At 37.0% G+C, this 18,496-nt stretch carries 21 protein-coding genes; 5 read left to right on the top strand and 16 right to left on the bottom strand.

Going from position 1 to position 18,496, the window contains the following annotated elements:
* Window positions 1-311: 311 nt before the first annotated feature.
* Together modA and modB are read left to right on the top strand one after the other, a co-directional pair.
* A complete protein-coding gene (gene modA, locus KGF86_RS06125) occupies window positions 312-1,091 on the top strand; it encodes a molybdate ABC transporter substrate-binding protein (protein ID WP_186869724.1) in 780 nt (259 codons plus the stop codon).
* The gene (gene modB / locus KGF86_RS06120; protein WP_186869725.1) at window positions 1,072-1,752 is read left to right on the top strand and encodes a molybdate ABC transporter permease subunit; all 681 of its coding nucleotides are present in this window, start codon (window positions 1,072-1,074) and stop codon (window positions 1,750-1,752) included. The genes modA and modB overlap by 20 nt, the downstream gene beginning before the upstream one ends.
* A 64-nt stretch (window positions 1,753-1,816) precedes the next feature.
* Here modB and KGF86_RS06115 read toward each other — a convergent pair whose 3' ends face one another.
* Window positions 1,817-3,343, bottom strand: coding sequence for an FAD-dependent oxidoreductase (locus KGF86_RS06115; protein WP_211741363.1), 1,527 nt, complete (start codon window positions 3,341-3,343; stop codon window positions 1,817-1,819).
* A 126-nt stretch (window positions 3,344-3,469) separates the two neighbouring features.
* On the opposite strand from KGF86_RS06115, the gene KGF86_RS06110 reads away from it, so the two are divergent.
* Window positions 3,470-3,739, top strand: a complete 270-nt coding sequence (locus KGF86_RS06110; RefSeq protein WP_211741362.1) for an acylphosphatase — start codon at window positions 3,470-3,472, stop codon at window positions 3,737-3,739.
* A gap of 35 nt (window positions 3,740-3,774) precedes the next feature.
* Here KGF86_RS06110 and KGF86_RS06105 read toward each other — a convergent pair whose 3' ends face one another.
* From KGF86_RS06105 to KGF86_RS06075, 7 genes are all read right to left on the bottom strand, one after another.
* Window positions 3,775-4,014 (bottom strand): DUF362 domain-containing protein, encoded by a 240-nt coding sequence (locus tag KGF86_RS06105; protein ID WP_186869728.1) that lies wholly within the window; start codon window positions 4,012-4,014, stop codon window positions 3,775-3,777.
* A 333-nt stretch (window positions 4,015-4,347) separates the two neighbouring features.
* Window positions 4,348-4,893, bottom strand: a complete 546-nt coding sequence (locus KGF86_RS06100; protein WP_186869729.1) for an NADPH-dependent FMN reductase — start codon at window positions 4,891-4,893, stop codon at window positions 4,348-4,350.
* Window positions 4,894-4,987: 94 nt separating this feature from the next.
* Window positions 4,988-5,191, bottom strand: a complete 204-nt coding sequence (locus KGF86_RS06095) for a DUF6501 family protein (RefSeq protein WP_186869730.1) — start codon at window positions 5,189-5,191, stop codon at window positions 4,988-4,990.
* A gap of 53 nt (window positions 5,192-5,244) precedes the next feature.
* On the bottom strand, window positions 5,245-6,198 hold the full coding sequence (gene msrB, locus KGF86_RS06090; protein WP_186869731.1) for a peptide-methionine (R)-S-oxide reductase MsrB: 954 nt from the start codon (window positions 6,196-6,198) through the stop codon (window positions 5,245-5,247).
* Between the two features lie 75 nt (window positions 6,199-6,273).
* Complete coding sequence (vrrA, locus tag KGF86_RS06085; RefSeq protein WP_211741361.1) at window positions 6,274-6,879, bottom strand: VrrA/YqfQ family protein; 606 nt, start codon at window positions 6,877-6,879, stop codon at window positions 6,274-6,276.
* 52 nt (window positions 6,880-6,931) lie between these two features.
* Window positions 6,932-10,045: an AAA family ATPase gene (locus tag KGF86_RS06080; RefSeq protein ID WP_211741360.1), complete on the bottom strand. Its 3,114-nt coding sequence runs from the start codon at window positions 10,043-10,045 to the stop codon at window positions 6,932-6,934.
* 1 nt (window position 10,046) lies between these two features.
* Window positions 10,047-11,198: an exonuclease SbcCD subunit D gene (locus tag KGF86_RS06075; protein WP_211741359.1), complete on the bottom strand. Its 1,152-nt coding sequence runs from the start codon at window positions 11,196-11,198 to the stop codon at window positions 10,047-10,049.
* A gap of 119 nt (window positions 11,199-11,317) precedes the next feature.
* Between KGF86_RS06075 and KGF86_RS06070 the strand changes: the two genes are divergently transcribed.
* Window positions 11,318-11,641: a YolD-like family protein gene (locus KGF86_RS06070; protein WP_211741358.1), complete on the top strand. Its 324-nt coding sequence runs from the start codon at window positions 11,318-11,320 to the stop codon at window positions 11,639-11,641.
* A gap of 31 nt (window positions 11,642-11,672) precedes the next feature.
* Here the strand turns inward: KGF86_RS06070 and KGF86_RS06065 are convergent, their stop codons facing one another.
* The 6 genes from KGF86_RS06065 to KGF86_RS06040 all read right to left on the bottom strand — a co-directional run bounded on the left by KGF86_RS06065 (window position 11,673) and on the right by KGF86_RS06040 (window position 14,882).
* Window positions 11,673-11,894 (bottom strand): YozE family protein, encoded by a 222-nt coding sequence (locus KGF86_RS06065; RefSeq protein ID WP_186869736.1) that lies wholly within the window; start codon window positions 11,892-11,894, stop codon window positions 11,673-11,675.
* Between the two features lie 23 nt (window positions 11,895-11,917).
* Window positions 11,918-12,661 (bottom strand): twin-arginine translocase subunit TatC, encoded by a 744-nt coding sequence (tatC, locus tag KGF86_RS06060; RefSeq protein ID WP_186869737.1) that lies wholly within the window; start codon window positions 12,659-12,661, stop codon window positions 11,918-11,920.
* Between the two features lie 164 nt (window positions 12,662-12,825).
* Entirely contained in the window at window positions 12,826-13,029 is a 204-nt protein-coding gene (locus tag KGF86_RS06055) for a twin-arginine translocase TatA/TatE family subunit (RefSeq protein WP_186869738.1), read from the bottom strand.
* 20 nt (window positions 13,030-13,049) lie between these two features.
* A complete protein-coding gene (gene tatA / locus KGF86_RS06050; RefSeq protein ID WP_281413767.1) occupies window positions 13,050-13,286 on the bottom strand; it encodes a twin-arginine translocase TatA/TatE family subunit in 237 nt (78 codons plus the stop codon).
* 135 nt (window positions 13,287-13,421) lie between these two features.
* A complete protein-coding gene (locus KGF86_RS06045; RefSeq protein WP_211741357.1) occupies window positions 13,422-13,913 on the bottom strand; it encodes a dihydrofolate reductase in 492 nt (163 codons plus the stop codon).
* 12 nt (window positions 13,914-13,925) lie between these two features.
* Entirely contained in the window at window positions 13,926-14,882 is a 957-nt protein-coding gene (locus tag KGF86_RS06040) for a thymidylate synthase (RefSeq protein WP_211741356.1), read from the bottom strand.
* A 135-nt stretch (window positions 14,883-15,017) separates the two neighbouring features.
* On the opposite strand from KGF86_RS06040, the gene KGF86_RS06035 reads away from it, so the two are divergent.
* A complete protein-coding gene (locus KGF86_RS06035; protein WP_186869741.1) occupies window positions 15,018-16,028 on the top strand; it encodes a C40 family peptidase in 1,011 nt (336 codons plus the stop codon).
* A gap of 67 nt (window positions 16,029-16,095) precedes the next feature.
* Here KGF86_RS06035 and KGF86_RS06030 read toward each other — a convergent pair whose 3' ends face one another.
* Both KGF86_RS06030 and KGF86_RS06025 read right to left on the bottom strand, forming a co-directional pair.
* Window positions 16,096-16,689, bottom strand: a complete 594-nt coding sequence (locus KGF86_RS06030) for an HD domain-containing protein (RefSeq protein WP_211741355.1) — start codon at window positions 16,687-16,689, stop codon at window positions 16,096-16,098.
* A complete protein-coding gene (locus KGF86_RS06025) occupies window positions 16,689-18,359 on the bottom strand; it encodes a formate--tetrahydrofolate ligase (RefSeq protein WP_186869957.1) in 1,671 nt (556 codons plus the stop codon). The genes KGF86_RS06030 and KGF86_RS06025 overlap by 1 nt, the downstream gene beginning before the upstream one ends.
* Window positions 18,360-18,496 lie beyond the last annotated feature (137 nt).

Below are 18,496 nucleotides of genomic sequence, written 5' to 3'. Positions count from 1 at the left end.
GTAAATTATGGTTAACTAGAGTGATGATCAACAATTTATTTATCACCTCTTGAAATTCCAAAAGCAATGTTCGTATAAAATGACACTCGTGATTTTTTGCAAATATTAATTTATACTATGCTCTATACTATTTTCTACTTATTGATATATTTCCGAATTAAACAAACCACTTTCCCCATACACTTCTACAGCATGCATGCCGTATACGAGCCCATTATTCCTTCCTTTCTATTTAATTAGTAAACAAAAATGGTAATTATTATAGTAAACTATAAATAGATTGCTAGATTCTTCAAGCGAGGTGGAAGTGCGTGCTACATAAAAAGAAACCTATTTTATCCATACTTCTATTGATTCTGATAATAACTGCTTGCTCGAACCATTCCGTAAACCAATCAAATAAAGTTGATCTAACCGTATCAGCTGCAGTCAGTCTGAAAGATGCTCTAGAAGATATTAAACAATTATACGAGGATGAAAATCCTCATGTGAATATTCGATTTAACTTTGGTGGATCAGGATCCTTACAGCAACAAATTGCGCAAGGTGCTCCTGCTGATATCTTTTTTTCAGCGGCAGAGGATAAATTTAATAGTCTAGTTGAAGATGGATTCATTAAGAAGGAAGATAGTACCCAATTGCTGAAAAATGAGCTCGTACTAGTTGCTCCGATTGAACATAATGGAAGTTCCGAATTTGAGGACTTACTTCAAGATGATGTACAGCGTATTTCAATCGGTACACCAGATACGGTTCCAGCTGGTAAATATGCTAAAGAAGCACTTGAATTTTACAATCTATGGAGTGATCTTCAATCCAAGTTTGTTTATGCGAAGGATGTTAGACAAGTACTAGCTTATGTAGAAACCGGTAATGTAGAAGCTGGTATCGTATATAAAACAGATGCATTGCTGTCTGAGAAAGTGGCCATTATCGCTACCGCAGACCCATCATCGCATTCACCTATTTCCTATCCAGTCGGGATTATTCACGATACGAAGAACTATGAAGCTGCTAGAGATTTCTATCAATATTTACAAAACCAAAATTCATTAGAGGTATTCGAACATTATGGATTCATTACTCACTAGTTTAGTATCAGAAGAATTTCTAAATCCGATATGGTTGTCTCTAAAAGTTGCTACAATCTCTGGTATTCTGGTTATTCTAATCGGTACGTTAATCGGACGACTTTTCGCTAGAATATCTTTTAAAGGAAAAGCAATAATCGAAACTATCATGATGTTACCAATCGTCCTCCCTCCTACTGTTGTTGGATTTTTTCTTATTGTCGTATTTGGAAGAAATAGTTTTATTGGTAAAATAATGGAATGGTTATTTCATCAACCTATTATGTTTACTTGGTACGCTGCTGTTGTTGCAGCTTCAATCGTTGCCTTTCCACTCATGTATCAATCAGCAAAATCAGCCTTCCAAGGTGTGGATAAAGATATTGAAGCTGCGGCTAGGTTGGATGGTGCAAGTGAATGCAAGCTATTATTATTTGTTTCGATTCCTCTGGCATCAAAGGTGCTCATCACTGGATGCATATTAAGTTTCGCACGTGCATTAGGTGAATTCGGCGCTACCTTAATGTTCGCGGGGAATATACCCGGTGTAACCCAAACTATACCTACCGCAATCTATGTTGCAATGGAGTCTGGTAACCTTACCTTGGCATGGCTATGGGTTTTTTCGATAGTTTTACTATCATTTATCATGTTGCTATTTGTGCGAGTTAGAGAAGAATAAAAATAAGCCATACAGCGAACTAGAAGCTGTACGGCTTATTTTTGTTCGAGCAACTATCTTTATCCTACTCCAAATCAATTCGTTCTAATGGCCGCTTCGCTGGTCCCTCTACTACCTCACCAGTGTAAGAAAATCTAGAACCATGACATGGACAATCCCAGGTTCTTTCTCCAGAATTCCACTCTACTTCACACCCCATATGGGTACATGTCGTATCCACACAATGGTATTTATCTTCTGGATCCTTATAGACACCTGCCCTTTTTCCATTGATTCGTGTAACGGTGGCGTCATCCTTGGAAAGTGATTTAATACTATTATCCGTAAACTCTAACTTTCCTTTAATTAAATGCTTGGCTACATCGGCATTAATTCGCGCAAACTTACGTAAGGAAGGGTCTGTTTGGAATCGAGAAGGTGAGAATAATTCAGTATATGGATTTTCATGACCTAAAATCTTGTCCGAGATAATTTTAGCGGCCAGAATACCATTTGACATTCCCCATTTCCGAAATCCTGTAGCAACGAAAATCTTATCTTCTTCCTCCGAAATTCTACCTATATATGGAAGTTTATCTAGTGTTGTTAAATCTTGTGCGGACCAGCGATATAAAATTTCTTCCACACCGATATGGGCTTCTGCAAAATCCTGTAATGCTTTGTAATGTTCGATTGTGGACTTACCTTGACCTGTTTTATGATTATCCCCTATAACAAGCCAAGCTTCCTCACCATTTATCGTAATAGATCGTAGAGAACGAGTAGGCTCCTCAGCTGTAATATACATTCCACCAGGATAGTTCTTCTTCGATTTAATTGCTAAAACATATGCTCTCTCTGCATACATTCTAGCAGGGTAGAAACCTTGCCCATCATAAAATGGAAAATGGGAAGCGACAAATATATTCCCACAAATAACTCGATGTCCCTCTCTCGTAATGATTGCGGGATGCTTATTATACTCTACATCAACTGCAGTAGTATTCTCAAAAATTTGTGCACCATGTTTTACCGCTTCTTTAGCCAGTACACTTAAGAATTTCAATGGGTGGAATTGCGCTTGATTTTTCATTATCAATGCTAATTTATGCTGCACCTTTAGCGGTATCGAATCCGTTAATTCACTATCAATCCCTAATGTATCATACGCTTTTTTCTCCGTTTCTAGCTGATTAACATAGTCATCCGAATTTGTATAAATAATCGCATCCTGTTCTTCCAAGTCACAATTAATGTCCAATTCCTTCGCTGTAGCTTCTACAAATTCTTTCGCTTCCATTTGTGCTTCATAATATAATTTCGCCTTTTCTTCCCCAAAATGTTGGATAAACTCATCATAAATGAGGCCATGTTGGGCTGTGATTTTTGCAGTAGTATGCCCGGTAGTTCCATTTAAAATTCTACCTGCATCAAGTAGAGCTACCGTTACATTTTGCTTAGCAAGTAAATAAGCTGTCGTTATACCAACAATGCCTCCCCCTACAATTCCAACATCGACTTTCATACCTTCTTCTAATTTCGGATAATTTGGTATATCTATTTCCCGCCAAAATGGCTCTGGAAACTGAGGTAATTCTTTTGATTGCGCCATGTATAAACCACTCCTTCTTACCATGCATGATTTAGTTTGATATGTCATAATGAAAATATCTATAATCAGTATCCCCAATAATCGATGGATTTATATGGTATTCTTGTTAAATCAAGGAGGATTAAGATGAATGTTCATATTATCGTTAGTGGACGCGTTCAAGGTGTTGGATTTCGGTTTGCAGCAAAACAGAAGGCTATTGACTATGATTTAAAGGGATGGGTGAGAAATCTAGAAGATGGTAGAGTCGAATTGGAAATCGAAGGTACAAAAGCACATACCACAGCTTATATAAAACAATTAAAAGAAGGCTTTCATCCATTGATACGAATTGATGATGTACAAGTAACTGTAACTGAAACGCATCAACACTATAAAGCATTTGATATAAAATAAGAAACCGCTATTCCAAACGGATAGCGGTTTTACAATTAACGATCTTCAAAAAATTTACGATTTAATAGGATATATTCACTTTCCTCTTCTGGAACTTCATCTTCCATATAGATAGCTTCTACTGGACAAACTGCTTCACAAGCTCCACAATCAATACAAATATCTGGATCAATAAAAAACATATCTTTGCCTTCTTCTATACAATCAACAGGACAAACTTCAACACATTCCCCTGCTTTTTCTGTTTTACAAGGCGACGTAATAACAAATGCCATGTAAGAACCTCCTTTTACAAAATATAAACCTCAATAAATGCCATATTATAGTAATTATACTACAGAAGTTCAATTTTTTGTTCAAGCAATTACTAATAGAATCACCTTTTTCATTTTTTTCATACGATTTCTTTAGGGAGAGGTAATAAGGAGATAGATGTACAGGACGGACTATTATATCTTTCATGTCCTACTTCCTTTAAATACGCAAGCAGATCCAAATGTCACATTCACTCAACTTCTGATTAGTCTTACAATATGGCTAGATTTATCAGTTGTATTTATAATAAAAAAGAAGCTTACTGCAAGAGTAAGCTTCTTCCCCTTTATGAATTAAGAATTAATAAATTCAATAAACGTATCAATTTTGCTATCCAAAAATTCGATAGTTGTCTGATCAGTTAACATATCCGTCTCTACATCTACTTTTTGTCCTGCTAAATTGATTAACACTTCATTTCCTCCTGGTGGAAGTATTCTTGCTTGAATACCTGTAGAGGATAAAATATCTCGTAAATGAAGTTGTGCCCGAATTGTTCCAAGTACTCCTTGTGAAGCCCCTAGAGGAAATACAGGTTTATTTACTAATACTTTTTCCACACGTGAAGCCCAATCTAGAGCATTCTTTAATACCCCTGGAATCGACCAATTATACTCAGGCGTTACAATGATTACAGCATCAGCATTCGCTATCTCTCTTTTAAAGTCCTTCACTACTTGTGGGGGATTATTTTCGTCATCCTGATTATAAAATGGTAGTATATCAATATTTAAAATCTGCATATCAAATTTATCTTTGTAACGATCCTGCATGAATTTCGCAATTTTCATGTTCAATGACTCTTTTCGAATACTTCCTACTAACGTAACAACGTTCATTTTATTACCTCCATTAGTTGTGATTCCATTCCTGATTGTATTAAACTACTTATGTAGGAATGGCAGCAATTCTGCCATTATCGTACAGACTCTATTAAATTTCTTTAAAGTAATCTTTACGAAATCCTGCAATACGATTACTATCATCAAAAATGAAATAGAACTCTTCTGTCTCGTTTTTGACATCGTATACTTTTCCAGGTGTTAACTTATTATCTACAATGAATTTCTTTGCGTTAGCATGTACACATTCTATTTGTTTGATTGTTGGGTTATTCTCCCATTTTAGATGCATCATAAGTCATTTTCCTCCTTCAGTTAACATAATGCAATTATGGTAAACTCAGTTTTCTAATTAAATAATTTCAATAAATGTCCATATCCTTCTTCTTCCATCTTCTCTTTCGGAACGAAGCGCATTGCAGCAGAGTTCATACAATAACGCAATCCTCCATGTTCGGTAGGCCCATCTTCAAATACATGTCCCAAATGAGAATCAGCAGTTTTACTGCGAATTTCAGTTCGAATCATTCCATGTGACGTATCGAGTTCCTCTACGATTTCATAGCTATCGATTGGCTTCGTAAAGCTTGGCCAACCACATCCGGCATCATATTGGTCTCTTGAAGAAAATAACGGTTTACCGGAAATAATATCTACATATATTCCCTCTTCTTGATTATCCCAATACTCATTTTCAAACGGACGCTCAGTCCCTTTTTCTTGTGTGACGTGATATTGAAGTGGCGTAAGCTTTTCCTTTAGGTTAGATTTATCTATTTTCCACGTATTCTTTAGAAAATCCTCTCTGCCAGAGCCTTTTTTATACAGCCGGTAATGGAAGGACTGCTTCTTATAGTAATCTTGGTGACTTTCTTCTGCTTCATAAAAAGGCTTGGCAGGAAGAATCTTCGTAACGATAGGTTTGGAGAACTTACCGCTTTCAGCTAATGCTTGCTTCGATTTCTCCGCCATTTTTTTTTGTTCATCATTGTGATAGAAAATCGCAGTCTGATAAGATTCTCCTCGATCATTAAATTGGCCTCCAGGATCGGTTGGATCAATTTGTTGCCAAAAAGTCTGGAGTAATTGTTCATATGGCATTATTTCTGGATCAAAGGTAATTTGTACCGCTTCTACATGTCCAGTAGTATTGGAACAAACTTGTTCATAGGTTGGATATTCAACATGTCCTCCCGTATATCCTGAAACAACCCGTTTAATTCCAGGACGAGTGTCAAAAGGTTCTACCATACACCAAAAGCATCCACCTGCAAAAGTGGCTTTTTCAAATTGAACTGTCATATTTACTACCTCCATAAACTGCTACTATAATTCATTTTTTCCTTTTTTCATCGAAAAATCAAGTTTACTGCCTTATTAGATAAATAATTTTGGTGTGGATTGCCCTTCTCTCGATCGTCTTACAGGAGACTCCTCGTCAATGGTATTAGTAGTAATAGACTCCTGTTCTAGACTTTCAAGCTCATTACTTTCTTCTGCTGCATCCGAACTTTCCATCGAGTTAAATGCTTTCATCATCCGATACATAGCAGGCAAATTTCGAACAAGTGGTCCATATTGTTTTACTAATGGTGTAGCAGTATCTACTACACGTAATACTTGCTGCACACCATTTAATGTCTTCGATAAACCCTCTACGCCCCTAGAAGCCATTTGGCCAACGTTCTGTGTTTGCCCAACATTTGGCCCACTCCTACCTAAAAATTGCTGAACTAAGCCTGCTAACGGGTTATTTCTTGGTGGCATTTGACGATAACCAGAGTTCGGAAATGGAAAATCGTTTCTAGGGAAATTGCCTCTTGATTGTCTCTGCGGTGGGAATACCATATTGCCATCCCTCATTTCAATAGTTGTATCTAGTTCATTGTACGTACTGAATCGTAAAGCGTGTAGGCAAACAATATGAATAATAAAAAAAGAGCCTGTATTTCCCGGGGAACCGCAGGAAACTACATGTATCATGCGATATAGAGCGATTCTTGACGAAAGAGCGCATTTTTTGAATAGGATCCGGTTAATTTCCAAAACGGAAAGCTAATTTAGACCCTCTATGAGAAGGCTCGATAACTAGTTTCGTATGAATTTCACTCTTTAGAGCTGGTACATGAGAAATAATTCCGAGTAATCGATTGCTTTCTTGGAGATCCTTTAAGCAGTCAATTGCTTGTTGTAGGGAAATCTCATCTAACGTGCCAAATCCTTCATCGATAAATAATGTATCAAGTTGAACACCACCAGCATGGGCTTGGACGACATCTGCTAATCCTAGTGCTAAGCTTAGTGCCGCTTTAAATCCTTCCCCACCTGATAAGGTTTTGACTGATCGTGTAATCCCAGTATGATGATCCATGACTTCTAAGTCGAGCCCACTCTGTGCACCTCGCTTCGCCACTTCCCCACTTCGGACTAGTTGATAGCGATGATCTGTCATACGATCCAATCGCACATTTGCTTGTAGTAAAATTTCATCTAAGAAAGAAGCTAATACGTACCGTTCAAAAGATAAACGTAAGGCATTATTTCCACTCGATAAATCTGCTAATGATCCGACTATATAATAATCGGTTTCTAACTCCTTATTATTTTGCATAATAGTCTTTAGTCGTTGTCTACTTTCCTCATCATGCTTTTGTTTTGATTGAATGGTTAATAATCTTTCCTGCATTTGTTGTAGCTCTTCCTTACATAGATTAGCCTCTGCTTCCAACGCTTCTAAATTTACTCTTTCTACCTTTTCTAGCTGTTCGTTTAGTTCCTCTAATCGAAATTGAATTCTCTTTACTGTTGCTTCGTATGTCTCTATTTCTGTCTCTAGTTGTTTTTGTTGTTCAAGTGATAATTTTACTTTATGGTATTCTTCTATATTCGCGAATCCATTTTCGGCAATTGCAGTAAGAAACTTCTGCTTTTGCAGTTGATAGCTATCGTTTGTTTCTTGTTCAAATCCTTGAACTTGTTCTAAAACGGTCGTTTGTTTTTGTCGTAGCTCATTTATTTTCTCATAAGAAGACTTTAATTGCTCCCATTCGACCATCATTTGTTCATACTGTTTTTCTTTCTCGATTACGAGGTTAGTAAATGTTGTCGGATCTTCCACTTCGGTTGGTAATTGTTTTGCTAATGCTTCCGCTTTTGCAGAGGTTTTTAGTAATTCATCATTAAGCTCTTGCACATGTTTGGATATTAAATCAAACGTTTGTTTTAATTCTGTTTCTTTATTCTGATAGGTGACTTTTTTGTCTTGGATACTTTTTATTTCCTTTAGTTTAGTGGTTATTCCTTCTAATTTTCGTTTGATACTGTCTACCTCATTCGTTACATTGGCTTCCACAGTTTGAACTTGTTCATTCGTGAAGCCAGGGAAAATCGTTTCTAATTCAGCTTGTAGCTTATCAACGAAAGAACGCTGTGTTTGCCCATTCGTTTTATGGTTAACAAAATCCTGTTGCACAGCATCAAACTCTAGCTCCTGCTTCTGGATTAATGCTTTTAATTCTTCTAGTTCTTCCATGTTATGTTCGAATGTATCTTGTACAGCTTTATTCGGATGATGTGTAGACCCACAAACCGGACAAGGTTCACCTGGTACTAACTCATGGGCAAGCCATCCAGCAAATTGCTCATTTTGAGCTAGTAGTAGCTTATCGTACTTGTCCTTTAAATGCTTAATATGCTCTTGTTTTTCTTGATATTTTCGCTTAGCGGTTGCATATTGTTGCCTTAAACCAATTAGCTTGTGACTTTCTATTTGATATTCCGTTAATTTTTTCTTCCTATCCTCTTGTTCTATTAACGCATCTCTTGTTTCATAATACGCTTTAGTTAATGTCGTCTCTTCTGCTAATTGTGTTTCTAACTCTTTCATTTTAGCTTCTAATTTTTGTAAGTTCATTTGCGTTTGCGTTAGTTGATCATTGGCTTGGGTTTTCTTCTGCTCCAGCTCATCCATTGTCTTCGTTAATTCAAGATAAGTATTCACAAGCTGCAGCTGTTCTTTGCCACGTTTCATTTCTTCTTTTAATGTTTCGCGTTCCGATTCCTTACTTATCGCCACTTCATATTTCTGTTTCACGCTCTCATACTCTTTATTTAGCTGAGCTAGATTGGCTTCTTGCTCCTGTAGACGTTTAGCTTGTCTTTGCCACTCTACCTGTCGTGAAGCGGCTTGTTCTTCAAGTGGGACAAGTTGCTGAGCGGTTCTAGCAAGGTGAAGCCTTGCTTTCTGTTCTGCCATTGAAGATTTCTGCTGATCAAGCCGATGCTGTTCTACTAAGAGGGCTTGTTGTTCCTTAAACTTCTCTTCAATGATACTCGCTTTTCTGAGCTTATCCTCTACAAGTTTTAACTTTTCCCGCTGCTTCCCTATTGCTTCGTTTTGCTCAGTCGCTCTATTCTCTGTTTCTTCAATTTCTAGACGGAGTTTATCTAGTTTAACCTCATTAGTATCCGACTCTTCTATTTCAACATGTTGCCAGTCAATTTTAGATAGTTCATATTCCATATCCGCTTCTAGCTTTTTCATTTGAGTTTCTAATTCTTTCGCTTGAATTTTTAATTCATCCGTCATTTTTTCATAAAAATGGGTACGGAATATCTTCTGAAGAATGGCTTCACGTTCTCTACTATTTTCTGAGATGAGCTTACGAAATTCTCCTTGAGGAATTAGTACCATTTTACGAAATTGCTCATAATCAAATCCAAGCTTCTCTTCAATTGTTTCATTGACATCCTTAATACGAGAGGATAGCAATTGTTTTTCTCCATTGACAATCTCATACAGGATTGCCTTAGCTGGCTCTTCGGTGTAACCATCGCCACGTTCTTTTTTCTTTTGTTGCTTAGGATTACGTATAATCTCATACACGCGGTTATTTAGGGCAAATTGGAATACTACTTCAGTAGGCTCATCTATTGCTGCAAAATGGCTGCGTAGCGAGTCTTGGTCACGATCAGAGCCACTTGCTCTCCCATATAAAGCATAACAAATCGCATCAAACACAGTTGTCTTTCCAGCACCAGTGGGGCCAGTTATTAGAAAAATAGATTCATCACCTAACAACTCAAAGTCAATAACTTGCTTTTCTAAATAGGGACCGAAAGCAGTCACACTTAGCTTGATTGCACGCATTTTATTCCCCTCTTTCCTTTGCCATTACAGTCGAAATCGTACTTTCGATATACGCCATTCGTTTCTCATCGATCGCTTCACCAGTAATCTCTTCATAAAAGGAAGCAAATAGCTCTGTATGAGATTGTGTTTGCTTTTGGCGAATTTGTTGTAAATCTAGTAAGCTCTTGGTTGTAGAAAATCCAATCCGCTCTAATCGTAAAATATTCGGATACACTTTCCTTAGCTTGTACATCGGATCCATTATCTGTCCCTTGTCGAGAAGGCGGATGTGCAAGTAATCCTCATTGTTTTCTAGTGGATTGGTAAGAAGATCCTCAAAATATCCTTCCACAATACGCATATCATGCTTCGGTACTAACGGAATAGCTTTTAACTCACACGTTCCATCAGCGTCTAGTTCAATAATGGTGACAGACTTCTTATGAGTAGCTTCAGAAAAGGAGTATTTTAAAATCGAACCACTATACCTTACCTCATCTCGCTTAATACGCTGTGGTTGATGCAAATGTCCTAACGCAACATAAACAAAGTCTTGAAACAAATTCGCATCAACATATGGAGTTCCACCAATCATCGATAATCGCTCCTCTGATTCAGACTCCATTCCCCCAGCTACAAAAGCATGTCCTACAAATAGGTGACGTTCCTTCATGTCATGATGCTCTCTAATATAGTTCGTTACGGCTTCCATTGCTGTTTGATGGGAATGAATCGTATCATCGTTAAATAGTTCCCTAGCCTCGGCAGGCTCAATGTATGGAACTAAATGAAAGTAAACAGGACCATGCTCGTCTTCTATAACAACAGGCTCAAGACTTCTACTTAGCCTGGTTTCAATATAAAGCCCTTGTGAGCGGAATAATTCCGTGCCAAATTCTAAACGTTCTGGACTATCATGATTACCAGAAATCGCTAATACTGGGATCTTTATGTCTGTTACAAGGGTTGTTAATACGCGATTTAATAAATCTACAGCTTCCTTTGGTGGAATAGCTCTATCATACAAATCGCCTGCAATTACTAACACATCCGGGTTCTCTGTTCGAATGATGTCTACTAACTGATCAAGAATATACGCTTGTTCCTCTGTCATATGAACGCTATTCACAATCTTTCCAAGATGCCAATCAGCGGTGTGTACTATTTTCATACTACTTTCCCCCTTGTGATTTCTTCTTCTATTTTATCATGTTTCGTTACTCTACAGTATATTGCTTTCTTGATAAACAAACAAATGTTCGTATATAATAAGGATGAGGTGATAAAATCGTGAATGATAGAGGATCCATCAAATGGACTTCATTAATGCTCCCTGAGCATGTAGAACTCCTAAAATCTATATGGAGTGAGGATAAACGTATCCAACGGCCTCTGCTAGATGAGCAGGAGCTTGAGCTAATAAACAATCAAATTATCGAGGCGTATCAGGACAATCAGCTTATTACATTAACGTATTACCAAAGCGGGAAAATGTTAGCGATTAGTGGGACGATTCAAAAGTTCGATCAACTAAAGCAAAAGGTTCTCTTGAAGAATCTAAACGAAGAAATACTAGCTATTCCATTTAACGATATATATCGTATTCAATCATAGTAATGGGTCTGTCTAATCGACAGACCCTAGTTTAATCTTTTTCTTTTATTACATATATTTCCCACAGCGAGTCAAATACAGATATCGCATTGGTGAATGGACTATTCCATTCTAAATACTCGCTAATTTCGTCATAGTTATCAGAGTGCCTCGGAAAATTATGATCCTGAAACATCCAATCTGCCAGTTTACTTTCCTCATCTGGCTTCTTTTTTCCACGATAGCTCATCATAAAATGATAGAACGAGCGCATATAAAACACCTCAAAAATATAAATTAGCCTTCCATAAATTCACGATGCTTCTTCTCTTTCTTTCTATATACCGTAGTAGAAAGGTAAATACTGATTTCATATAATAGAAAGAACGGAATTGCAACGATTAATGGTAAAATAAAGTCTGGTGGTGTAACCATCGCAGCAACGATAATCAAAATAAAATAAGCATATTTTCTCATTTTTCGCATCGCGTTTGGCGATAAAATGCCAATACTAGTTAAAAACATCGCAATAATTGGTATTTCAAAAATAATAGCAAATGGTAAAGTAATGCGAAAGACGAACTTAAAATACTTTTCTACCGTAAACATTTCATTAAACATACCATCATTTAGTGATAATAAGAATGGTAATATTAAATTGATAAACATGATATAACCAACAACTAGTCCACCAACAAACAGCAGGAAAATGACCGGGATATACGCTAAGGATGCTCTTCTTTCTTTAGGCGTAAGCCCTGGCTTAATAAACAACCAAATCTGCAAAGCTAATATTGGAAGAGTAGCAGCTAATGCAACGATTCCAGCCATAGTAAATTGCACCCAAAACACTTCTCCTAAACCAATTACTGCTAGTTTAAAGTCAATATGACTCTCAAAAAATCCATAAATATCTCTAACATATACAAAACCTATAATAAAAAACGCAACAAAGAAGAGAGCAGTTACCACTAACCTATTTCTAAGCTCCGCTAGATGACCAGTAAAATTCATTTCTTTCTCTTTATTCTTACGCGCCATACAAAACACCCCAAGAGTTCAAATGCTGTATCAAATTTCATTATACTAATACTTGTTATAAAAGCTTGTCTATATACGGTATACTAGGAATCCTCACCATGATCTGGCAAGAAAGAGATCACAACAGAAAAGAAGATGCAAGGTTATCCACCTTACACCTTTAGTTAGTCATTTTTAATCGTTGTATTTACTTCGTTAACCGGCTTTTCTTGCTTGTTATCCTCTGAAACAATGTCCTTTGCAGCATTGCGAAACTCGCGTAATGAACTACCAAAAGCCTTTCCGATTTCAGGTAGTTTCGACGGACCAAAGATGACTAATGCAACAATAAGAATTAATATTAAACCAGGTACACCGATACCACTCATTGCTGTTCACTCCAAGTAATTTATTTATTATCCTTACCTTGCGTAAGATCTTTTGCATCCTTAATTTCTTCCGTTACATCTTCCGTTAAATCCTTTGCAGATTTCTTGAACTCCTTTAACGTTTGACCAGCGGCCTTTCCGATTTCAGGTAGTTTTTTTGGACCAAAAATAACTAAAGCAATGATTAGGATTAAAATTAAACCTGGAATTCCAATAGGACCCATATTGACACCTTCTTCTATCAAAATTAGTTTCATTATAGTTTAAAACACTTACAAAATATATGTATCAAAAGAAACGCTCACAAAACGTTCATAAAACAAAGATGGTTACATCATTATAACCACCTTTATTTTATCAGTTAACAGTAGAATAAACAACCACCAAGCAAATTAACGGATTCGATCATACTGAATAAAGTAATAATCATACGGATTCTTCTCATCCTTTATCCCTTTAACAGTAGAGGTTTCTCTCCACATATCAGATGAAAAGGTCGGAAAATAAACATCTCCTTCAAATTCCTCATCAATTAAAGTCACATACATACGGTCTGCATATGGAAGGATGTCTTTAAATAAAGCACCGCCACCAATGACAAATAACTCTTCATTAGGATCCTGTTCCTTCATTTCGATAATCGTGTCCATATCGTGAATTAATTCTACACCTTCAGGAAGTGTTATATTGTTTCTGCTTAACACAATATTTCTCCGGTTCGGTAGTGCTCGTCCAATCGAATCGAACGTCTTTCTTCCCATGATAATCGTATGGCCCGTCGTTGTTTCCTTGAAAAATTTCAAATCATTCGGTAGATGCCAAGGTAAATCATTATTGGAACCAATGACACGATTACGGTCCATTGCAAATAATAGTGATAACAAGTAAATTCCTCCTTACACCGCAATAGGCGCTTTAATGGTAGGATGTGGGTCATAGCCAATTATTTCAAAATCGCTAAGTTCGAAATCAAAGATTGACGCTTTTTCTTGGTTCAATCTAAGCTTTGGCATTGCTTTCATCTCTCGAGTTAATTGTAGTTTTACTTGTTCTACATGATTCCCATAAATATGAGCATCTCCCAGTGTATGGACAAACTCCCCAACTTCAAGACCTGTTTCATGTGCAATAAGATGGGTTAATAATGCATAACTAGCGATATTAAACGGCACTCCTAAAAATACATCTGCACTGCGTTGGTAGAGTTGACAAGATAGCTTACCATCCGCTACATAGAATTGAAATAGCGTATGACAAGGCGGTAATGCCATATTTGGAACCTCTTCCGGATTCCAAGCAGATACCATATGTCTACGAGAATTTGGATTCGTACGAATGGCTTCAATTACCTCTTGTAGCTGATCAATCGTTTCATTTTGTGATGTTTTCCAAGCTCTCCATTGCTTTCCGTATACAGAACCAAGGTCACCATATTTTTCTGCGAATTGGTCATCTTCTAATACTTTTTGCTTAAAATAATCCATTTGTTCTTCATAAACTTCATTGAATGCAGGATCTACCTGACTGCGATTCCCAAAATCGGTCATATCAGGGCCAATATACTCATCACTTTCTACCCATTTTTTAAAAGCCCATTCATTCCAGATGTTGTTATTATTTTCTAATAAATAACGGATATTAGTATCCCCTTTAATAAACCATAATAATTCACTTGCAACTAAACGAAACGGAACTCTTTTCGTCGTTAGTAGTGGAAAACCTTCTTGTAAATCAAATCGCATTTGGTGACCAAATACGGAATATGTACCAGTATTGGTTCGGTCATCTCGTTTTGTACCATTAGTTAATATATGCTGACATAAGTCTAGATAAGCTTGTTCTCCTGTTATCATTACGAGCTCCCCCATATCTTCTTCATTTTTTTATATTGTACCATAATAATCTTGTAACATAATCGTAATTCATATTTTCTATATATTTGCAATAAAACTAGTTAACAAGAGTCCAATCGAAAGGGGTATTAACGCATGTTAAATGGTACGGTTGAAAATTTAGCCAAGAATACATTGTTATACAGCTTTGTTCTGAGTCAACCATTTGCCCTTTACGCAGGAGCCTATCCTATTATTGGAAATAAAACATTATTAGAAGCGAATCAATTAGAATATGGTGATCACGGAGAAGCAGTTCGTATTTTACAGTATAAATTAAATGAGCTATCGTATTATGACGATAAAGTTGATGGAGATTTAGGCATTCTAACCGAGCATGCTATTAAAAAATTTCAACGGGATCACAATATTACGATTACCGGTCAAGCAGATAAGGAAACGATTATTGCGCTTATTGAAGTAGATATTGAACGACATATTAAAAGGCTAGAAAAATTATCAGATAAAGTATACCCAGGTCTTCACAGTGAGGATGTTAAAATTATTCAGGAATCCTTACAGTACTTCGGTTATTATGAAGGTGAAATTGATGGAATGTATGGCCCGTTAACTAAACAGGCTATCGAAATTGCAGAAGAAAAACATGATATTGATTTTCTTGATGAAGCACCGCAAGAATCCCTTCAAACAATGTATAACCAAGAAAGACAACAAGCAACAATTAGCAATTCTAGTACAGAAGCAGAAACAAAGTCCAACACAAAGGTAAAAAATGTTACAGCGCCAGCAAATTATACTAGTATAATCCAAGCGGCTCAGGATCATATCGGAACTCCTTATGTTTGGGGTGGTAGTTCACCTGGTGGGTTTGATTGTAGTGGCTTTTTACAATATATTTATAGCGTAAATGGTGTCACTATTCCGAGAACAGTAAGTGACATTTGGAACTTTGCCACTCCGGTAAATTCACTATCAGTTGGAGATATCGTTTTCTTTGAGACATATAAACCAGGCCCGTCTCATGCTGGAATTTATATAGGGAATAATCAATTTATCCATGCCAGTTTAGAAGGTGTGGAAGTGAGTAATATGGACGAATCCTATTGGCAAACCCGATACTTAGGTGCGAAGCGGATTGATGGCTAAGCATTAATGAAGGAGAGCGGTATTCGCTCTCCTTCATTACAATTTTATTGATACGATTACTTCCCGTTTATCCCCATTCTTCGAGAAATTGTTCGATAAAGGCTTCAACAAATGCATGTCTTTCCTCAGCTAGTTTTTTAGCCGCATCTGTATGTAACGTATCCTTTAGATGTAAAATTTTATCATAAAAATGCTGTAATGATGTATCCTGCTTTTCTACATCATGATACATTAGCCTTCCCTTCGCCCCTCCATATGCAAACGTTCTTGCAATACCAACTGCACCAATGGCATCTATTCGATCAGCGTCTTGAATGATTTTTCCTTCTATGGACGATGGTATTTTCCCTTTACTGAAAGATATGTTTTCTATTGCTTGATGAATGGCTTGAATATCCTCCTTAGAAACCTGTATAGAAGTCAAGAATTTGTCCATATCGTTAAGGGCTCTTGCAGGGGCATCGAACAATTTATGATCTCCAACATCATGAAGCCAAGCACCTGATACACAGATAAAAGTGTTCGCATTCTCTTGTTTTGCAATTTGACTTGCAAGTCTTGCTACCCGTTTTAAATGAAAAAAGTCATGTCCGGTTGAATCTTTGCCAAAAAGTTTTTGACAATATGCTTGAATCACTAAAATTTGTTCGTTTTGGTTCATTAAAATAGCCCTACAATCTTACCATCTTCTGTTACATCCATCTTTAAGGCGGCTGGTTTCTTTGGAAGTCCTGGCATCGTCATAATATCACCGGTTAATGCGACAATAAATCCAGCTCCGATAGAAGGGCGGAACTCTCTTATCGTAATTGTAAAGCCCGTTGGTCGTCCAAGTAATGCAGGGTTATCCGACAATGAATACTGTGTTTTTGCCATACAAACCGGTAAGTTCCCCCAGCCTTGCTTTTCAAAGAAAGCAAGCTGTTTTTTGGCTTTGGATGAAAATTCTACGCCATCCGCACCATATACGGTTTTAGCGATTTTAATGATTTTCGTATCTAATGCATCCTCTAGCTCATAAACATGCTTAAACTGTTTTTCTTTTGATTCAATCGTTTGGACAACTTTTTCAGCGAGTTCTATTCCACCTTCTCCTCCCTGAGCCCATACATTTGTCAATGCTACTTCATAGTTGCTTTCCTCACACCATGCTTTAATATATTCCACTTCATTCGTTGTGTCTGTTGGAAATTGATTAATAGCAATCACAAATGGTAAGCCAAAGTACTGGATCGTTTCAATATGCTTTTGAAGGTTTTCCATACCAGCCTTCAGTGCGTCAATATTTTCTACTGTAAGCTCATCCTTTGGCACACCACCATGCATTTTTAAAGCCCGCACTGTCGCAACAATGACTACTGCATCGGTTTCAATATTTCCAGCTCTGGTCTTAATGTCAAGGAACTTTTCCGCTCCTAAATCTGCACCAAATCCCGCTTCTGTTACTACATATTCTCCTAATTTCGCTGCTGTCTTTGTAGCAATAATACTATTACATCCGTGTGCAATATTAGCAAAAGGGCCACCATGTATGATGGCTGGTGTATTTTCGATTGTTTGGACTAAATTAGGCTTAATCGCATCCTTCAAAAGGAGTGTTAAAGCACCCTCTACCTTCAAATCTCGAGCATAAACGGGCTCTTCTTCGTAGGTATAGCCAATAACAATATTAGAAATTCGGTTCTTTAGGTCCTGTAAATCGTTAGACAAACATAGGATTGCCATAATCTCTGAAGCAACCGTAATATTGAAGCCATCCTCTCTAGGAACTCCTCGTAACGGTCCACCAAGACCGACTACAATTTGTCTTAAAGCGCGGTCATTCATGTCCATAACCCGTTTAAATTCAATTCTTCTTGGGTCAATATTTAATTCATTCCCCTGATGAATATGGTTATCAATCATAGCTGCTAAAGCATTATTAGCACTTGTAATAGCATGTAAGTCACCGGTGAAATGCAAATTTATATCTTCCATTGGAAGTACTTGGGAGTATCCACCACCAGCTGCGCCACCTTTAATTCCCATTACCGGACCAAGTGAAGGCTCTCGTAGTGCAATGACAGTCTTTTTTCCAATCTTATTCAATGCTTGTCCAAGACCTACAGTAACTGTGGATTTCCCTTCTCCCGCTGGTGTCGGACTAATGGCAGTTACTAAAATCACTTTCCCATTCGGTTTATCAGCTAATTTAGCCAAAAGCCGATCGGATAATTTAGCCTTTGTATGGCCATAGGGTTCATAATCTTCATCGGATAAATTAAGTTCTTCAGCAATCTTATGTATCGGCTTTAACGTAGCTTCTTGTGCGATTTCTATATCGGACTTCATTTTCATTCTTCTTATCTCCTTTTTACCATTTTTTGCTGACCAGAAAAAAATAATATAATACATATTTCAGCTAATAAACAACATACTATAATTATACAATGAATGTCAGTTAAATAACAGACAGATTGGATTATTCC

This window comes from Ornithinibacillus massiliensis (genome assembly GCF_018310345.1).
GTDB classification, from domain to species: domain Bacteria; phylum Bacillota; class Bacilli; order Bacillales; family Amphibacillaceae; genus Ornithinibacillus; species Ornithinibacillus massiliensis.
The sequence above is the reverse complement of the archived record's forward strand: the minus strand, read 5'-3'. Positions and strand labels throughout refer to the sequence as shown.

Bases quoted from the DNA above. Each gene is read 5' to 3' on its own strand.
- KGF86_RS06055 (WP_186869738.1), bottom strand. From the start codon at position 13,029: ATGAGTGGTATCGGTGTACCTGGTTTAATATTAATTCTTATTGTTGCA.
- tatA (WP_281413767.1), bottom strand. From the start codon at position 13,286: ATGAAACTAATTTTGATAGAAGAAGGTGTCAATATGGGTCCTATTGGA.
- KGF86_RS06105 (WP_186869728.1), bottom strand. From the start codon at position 4,014: ATGGCATTTGTTATTACGTCGCCTTGTAAAACAGAAAAAGCAGGGGAA.
- tatC (WP_186869737.1), bottom strand. From the start codon at position 12,661: ATGGCGCGTAAGAATAAAGAGAAAGAAATGAATTTTACTGGTCATCTA.
- KGF86_RS06075 (WP_211741359.1), bottom strand. From the start codon at position 11,198: ATGAAAATAGTACACACCGCTGATTGGCATCTTGGAAAGATTGTGAAT.
- KGF86_RS06065 (WP_186869736.1), bottom strand. From the start codon at position 11,894: ATGCGCTCGTTCTATCATTTTATGATGAGCTATCGTGGAAAAAAGAAG.
- KGF86_RS06115 (WP_211741363.1), bottom strand. From the start codon at position 3,343: ATGGCGCAATCAAAAGAATTACCTCAGTTTCCAGAGCCATTTTGGCGG.
- KGF86_RS06110 (WP_211741362.1), top strand. From the start codon at position 3,470: ATGAATGTTCATATTATCGTTAGTGGACGCGTTCAAGGTGTTGGATTT.
- KGF86_RS06025 (WP_186869957.1), bottom strand. From the start codon at position 18,359: ATGAAGTCCGATATAGAAATCGCACAAGAAGCTACGTTAAAGCCGATA.
- modB (WP_186869725.1), top strand. From the start codon at position 1,072: ATGGATTCATTACTCACTAGTTTAGTATCAGAAGAATTTCTAAATCCG.
- KGF86_RS06080 (WP_211741360.1), bottom strand. From the start codon at position 10,045: ATGCGTGCAATCAAGCTAAGTGTGACTGCTTTCGGTCCCTATTTAGAA.
- msrB (WP_186869731.1), bottom strand. From the start codon at position 6,198: ATGACAGTTCAATTTGAAAAAGCCACTTTTGCAGGTGGATGCTTTTGG.
- vrrA (WP_211741361.1), bottom strand. From the start codon at position 6,879: ATGATACATGTAGTTTCCTGCGGTTCCCCGGGAAATACAGGCTCTTTT.
- KGF86_RS06040 (WP_211741356.1), bottom strand. From the start codon at position 14,882: ATGATAACAGGAGAACAAGCTTATCTAGACTTATGTCAGCATATATTA.
- KGF86_RS06095 (WP_186869730.1), bottom strand. From the start codon at position 5,191: ATGATGCATCTAAAATGGGAGAATAACCCAACAATCAAACAAATAGAA.
- KGF86_RS06035 (WP_186869741.1), top strand. From the start codon at position 15,018: ATGTTAAATGGTACGGTTGAAAATTTAGCCAAGAATACATTGTTATAC.
- KGF86_RS06030 (WP_211741355.1), bottom strand. From the start codon at position 16,689: ATGAACCAAAACGAACAAATTTTAGTGATTCAAGCATATTGTCAAAAA.
- KGF86_RS06100 (WP_186869729.1), bottom strand. From the start codon at position 4,893: ATGAACGTTGTTACGTTAGTAGGAAGTATTCGAAAAGAGTCATTGAAC.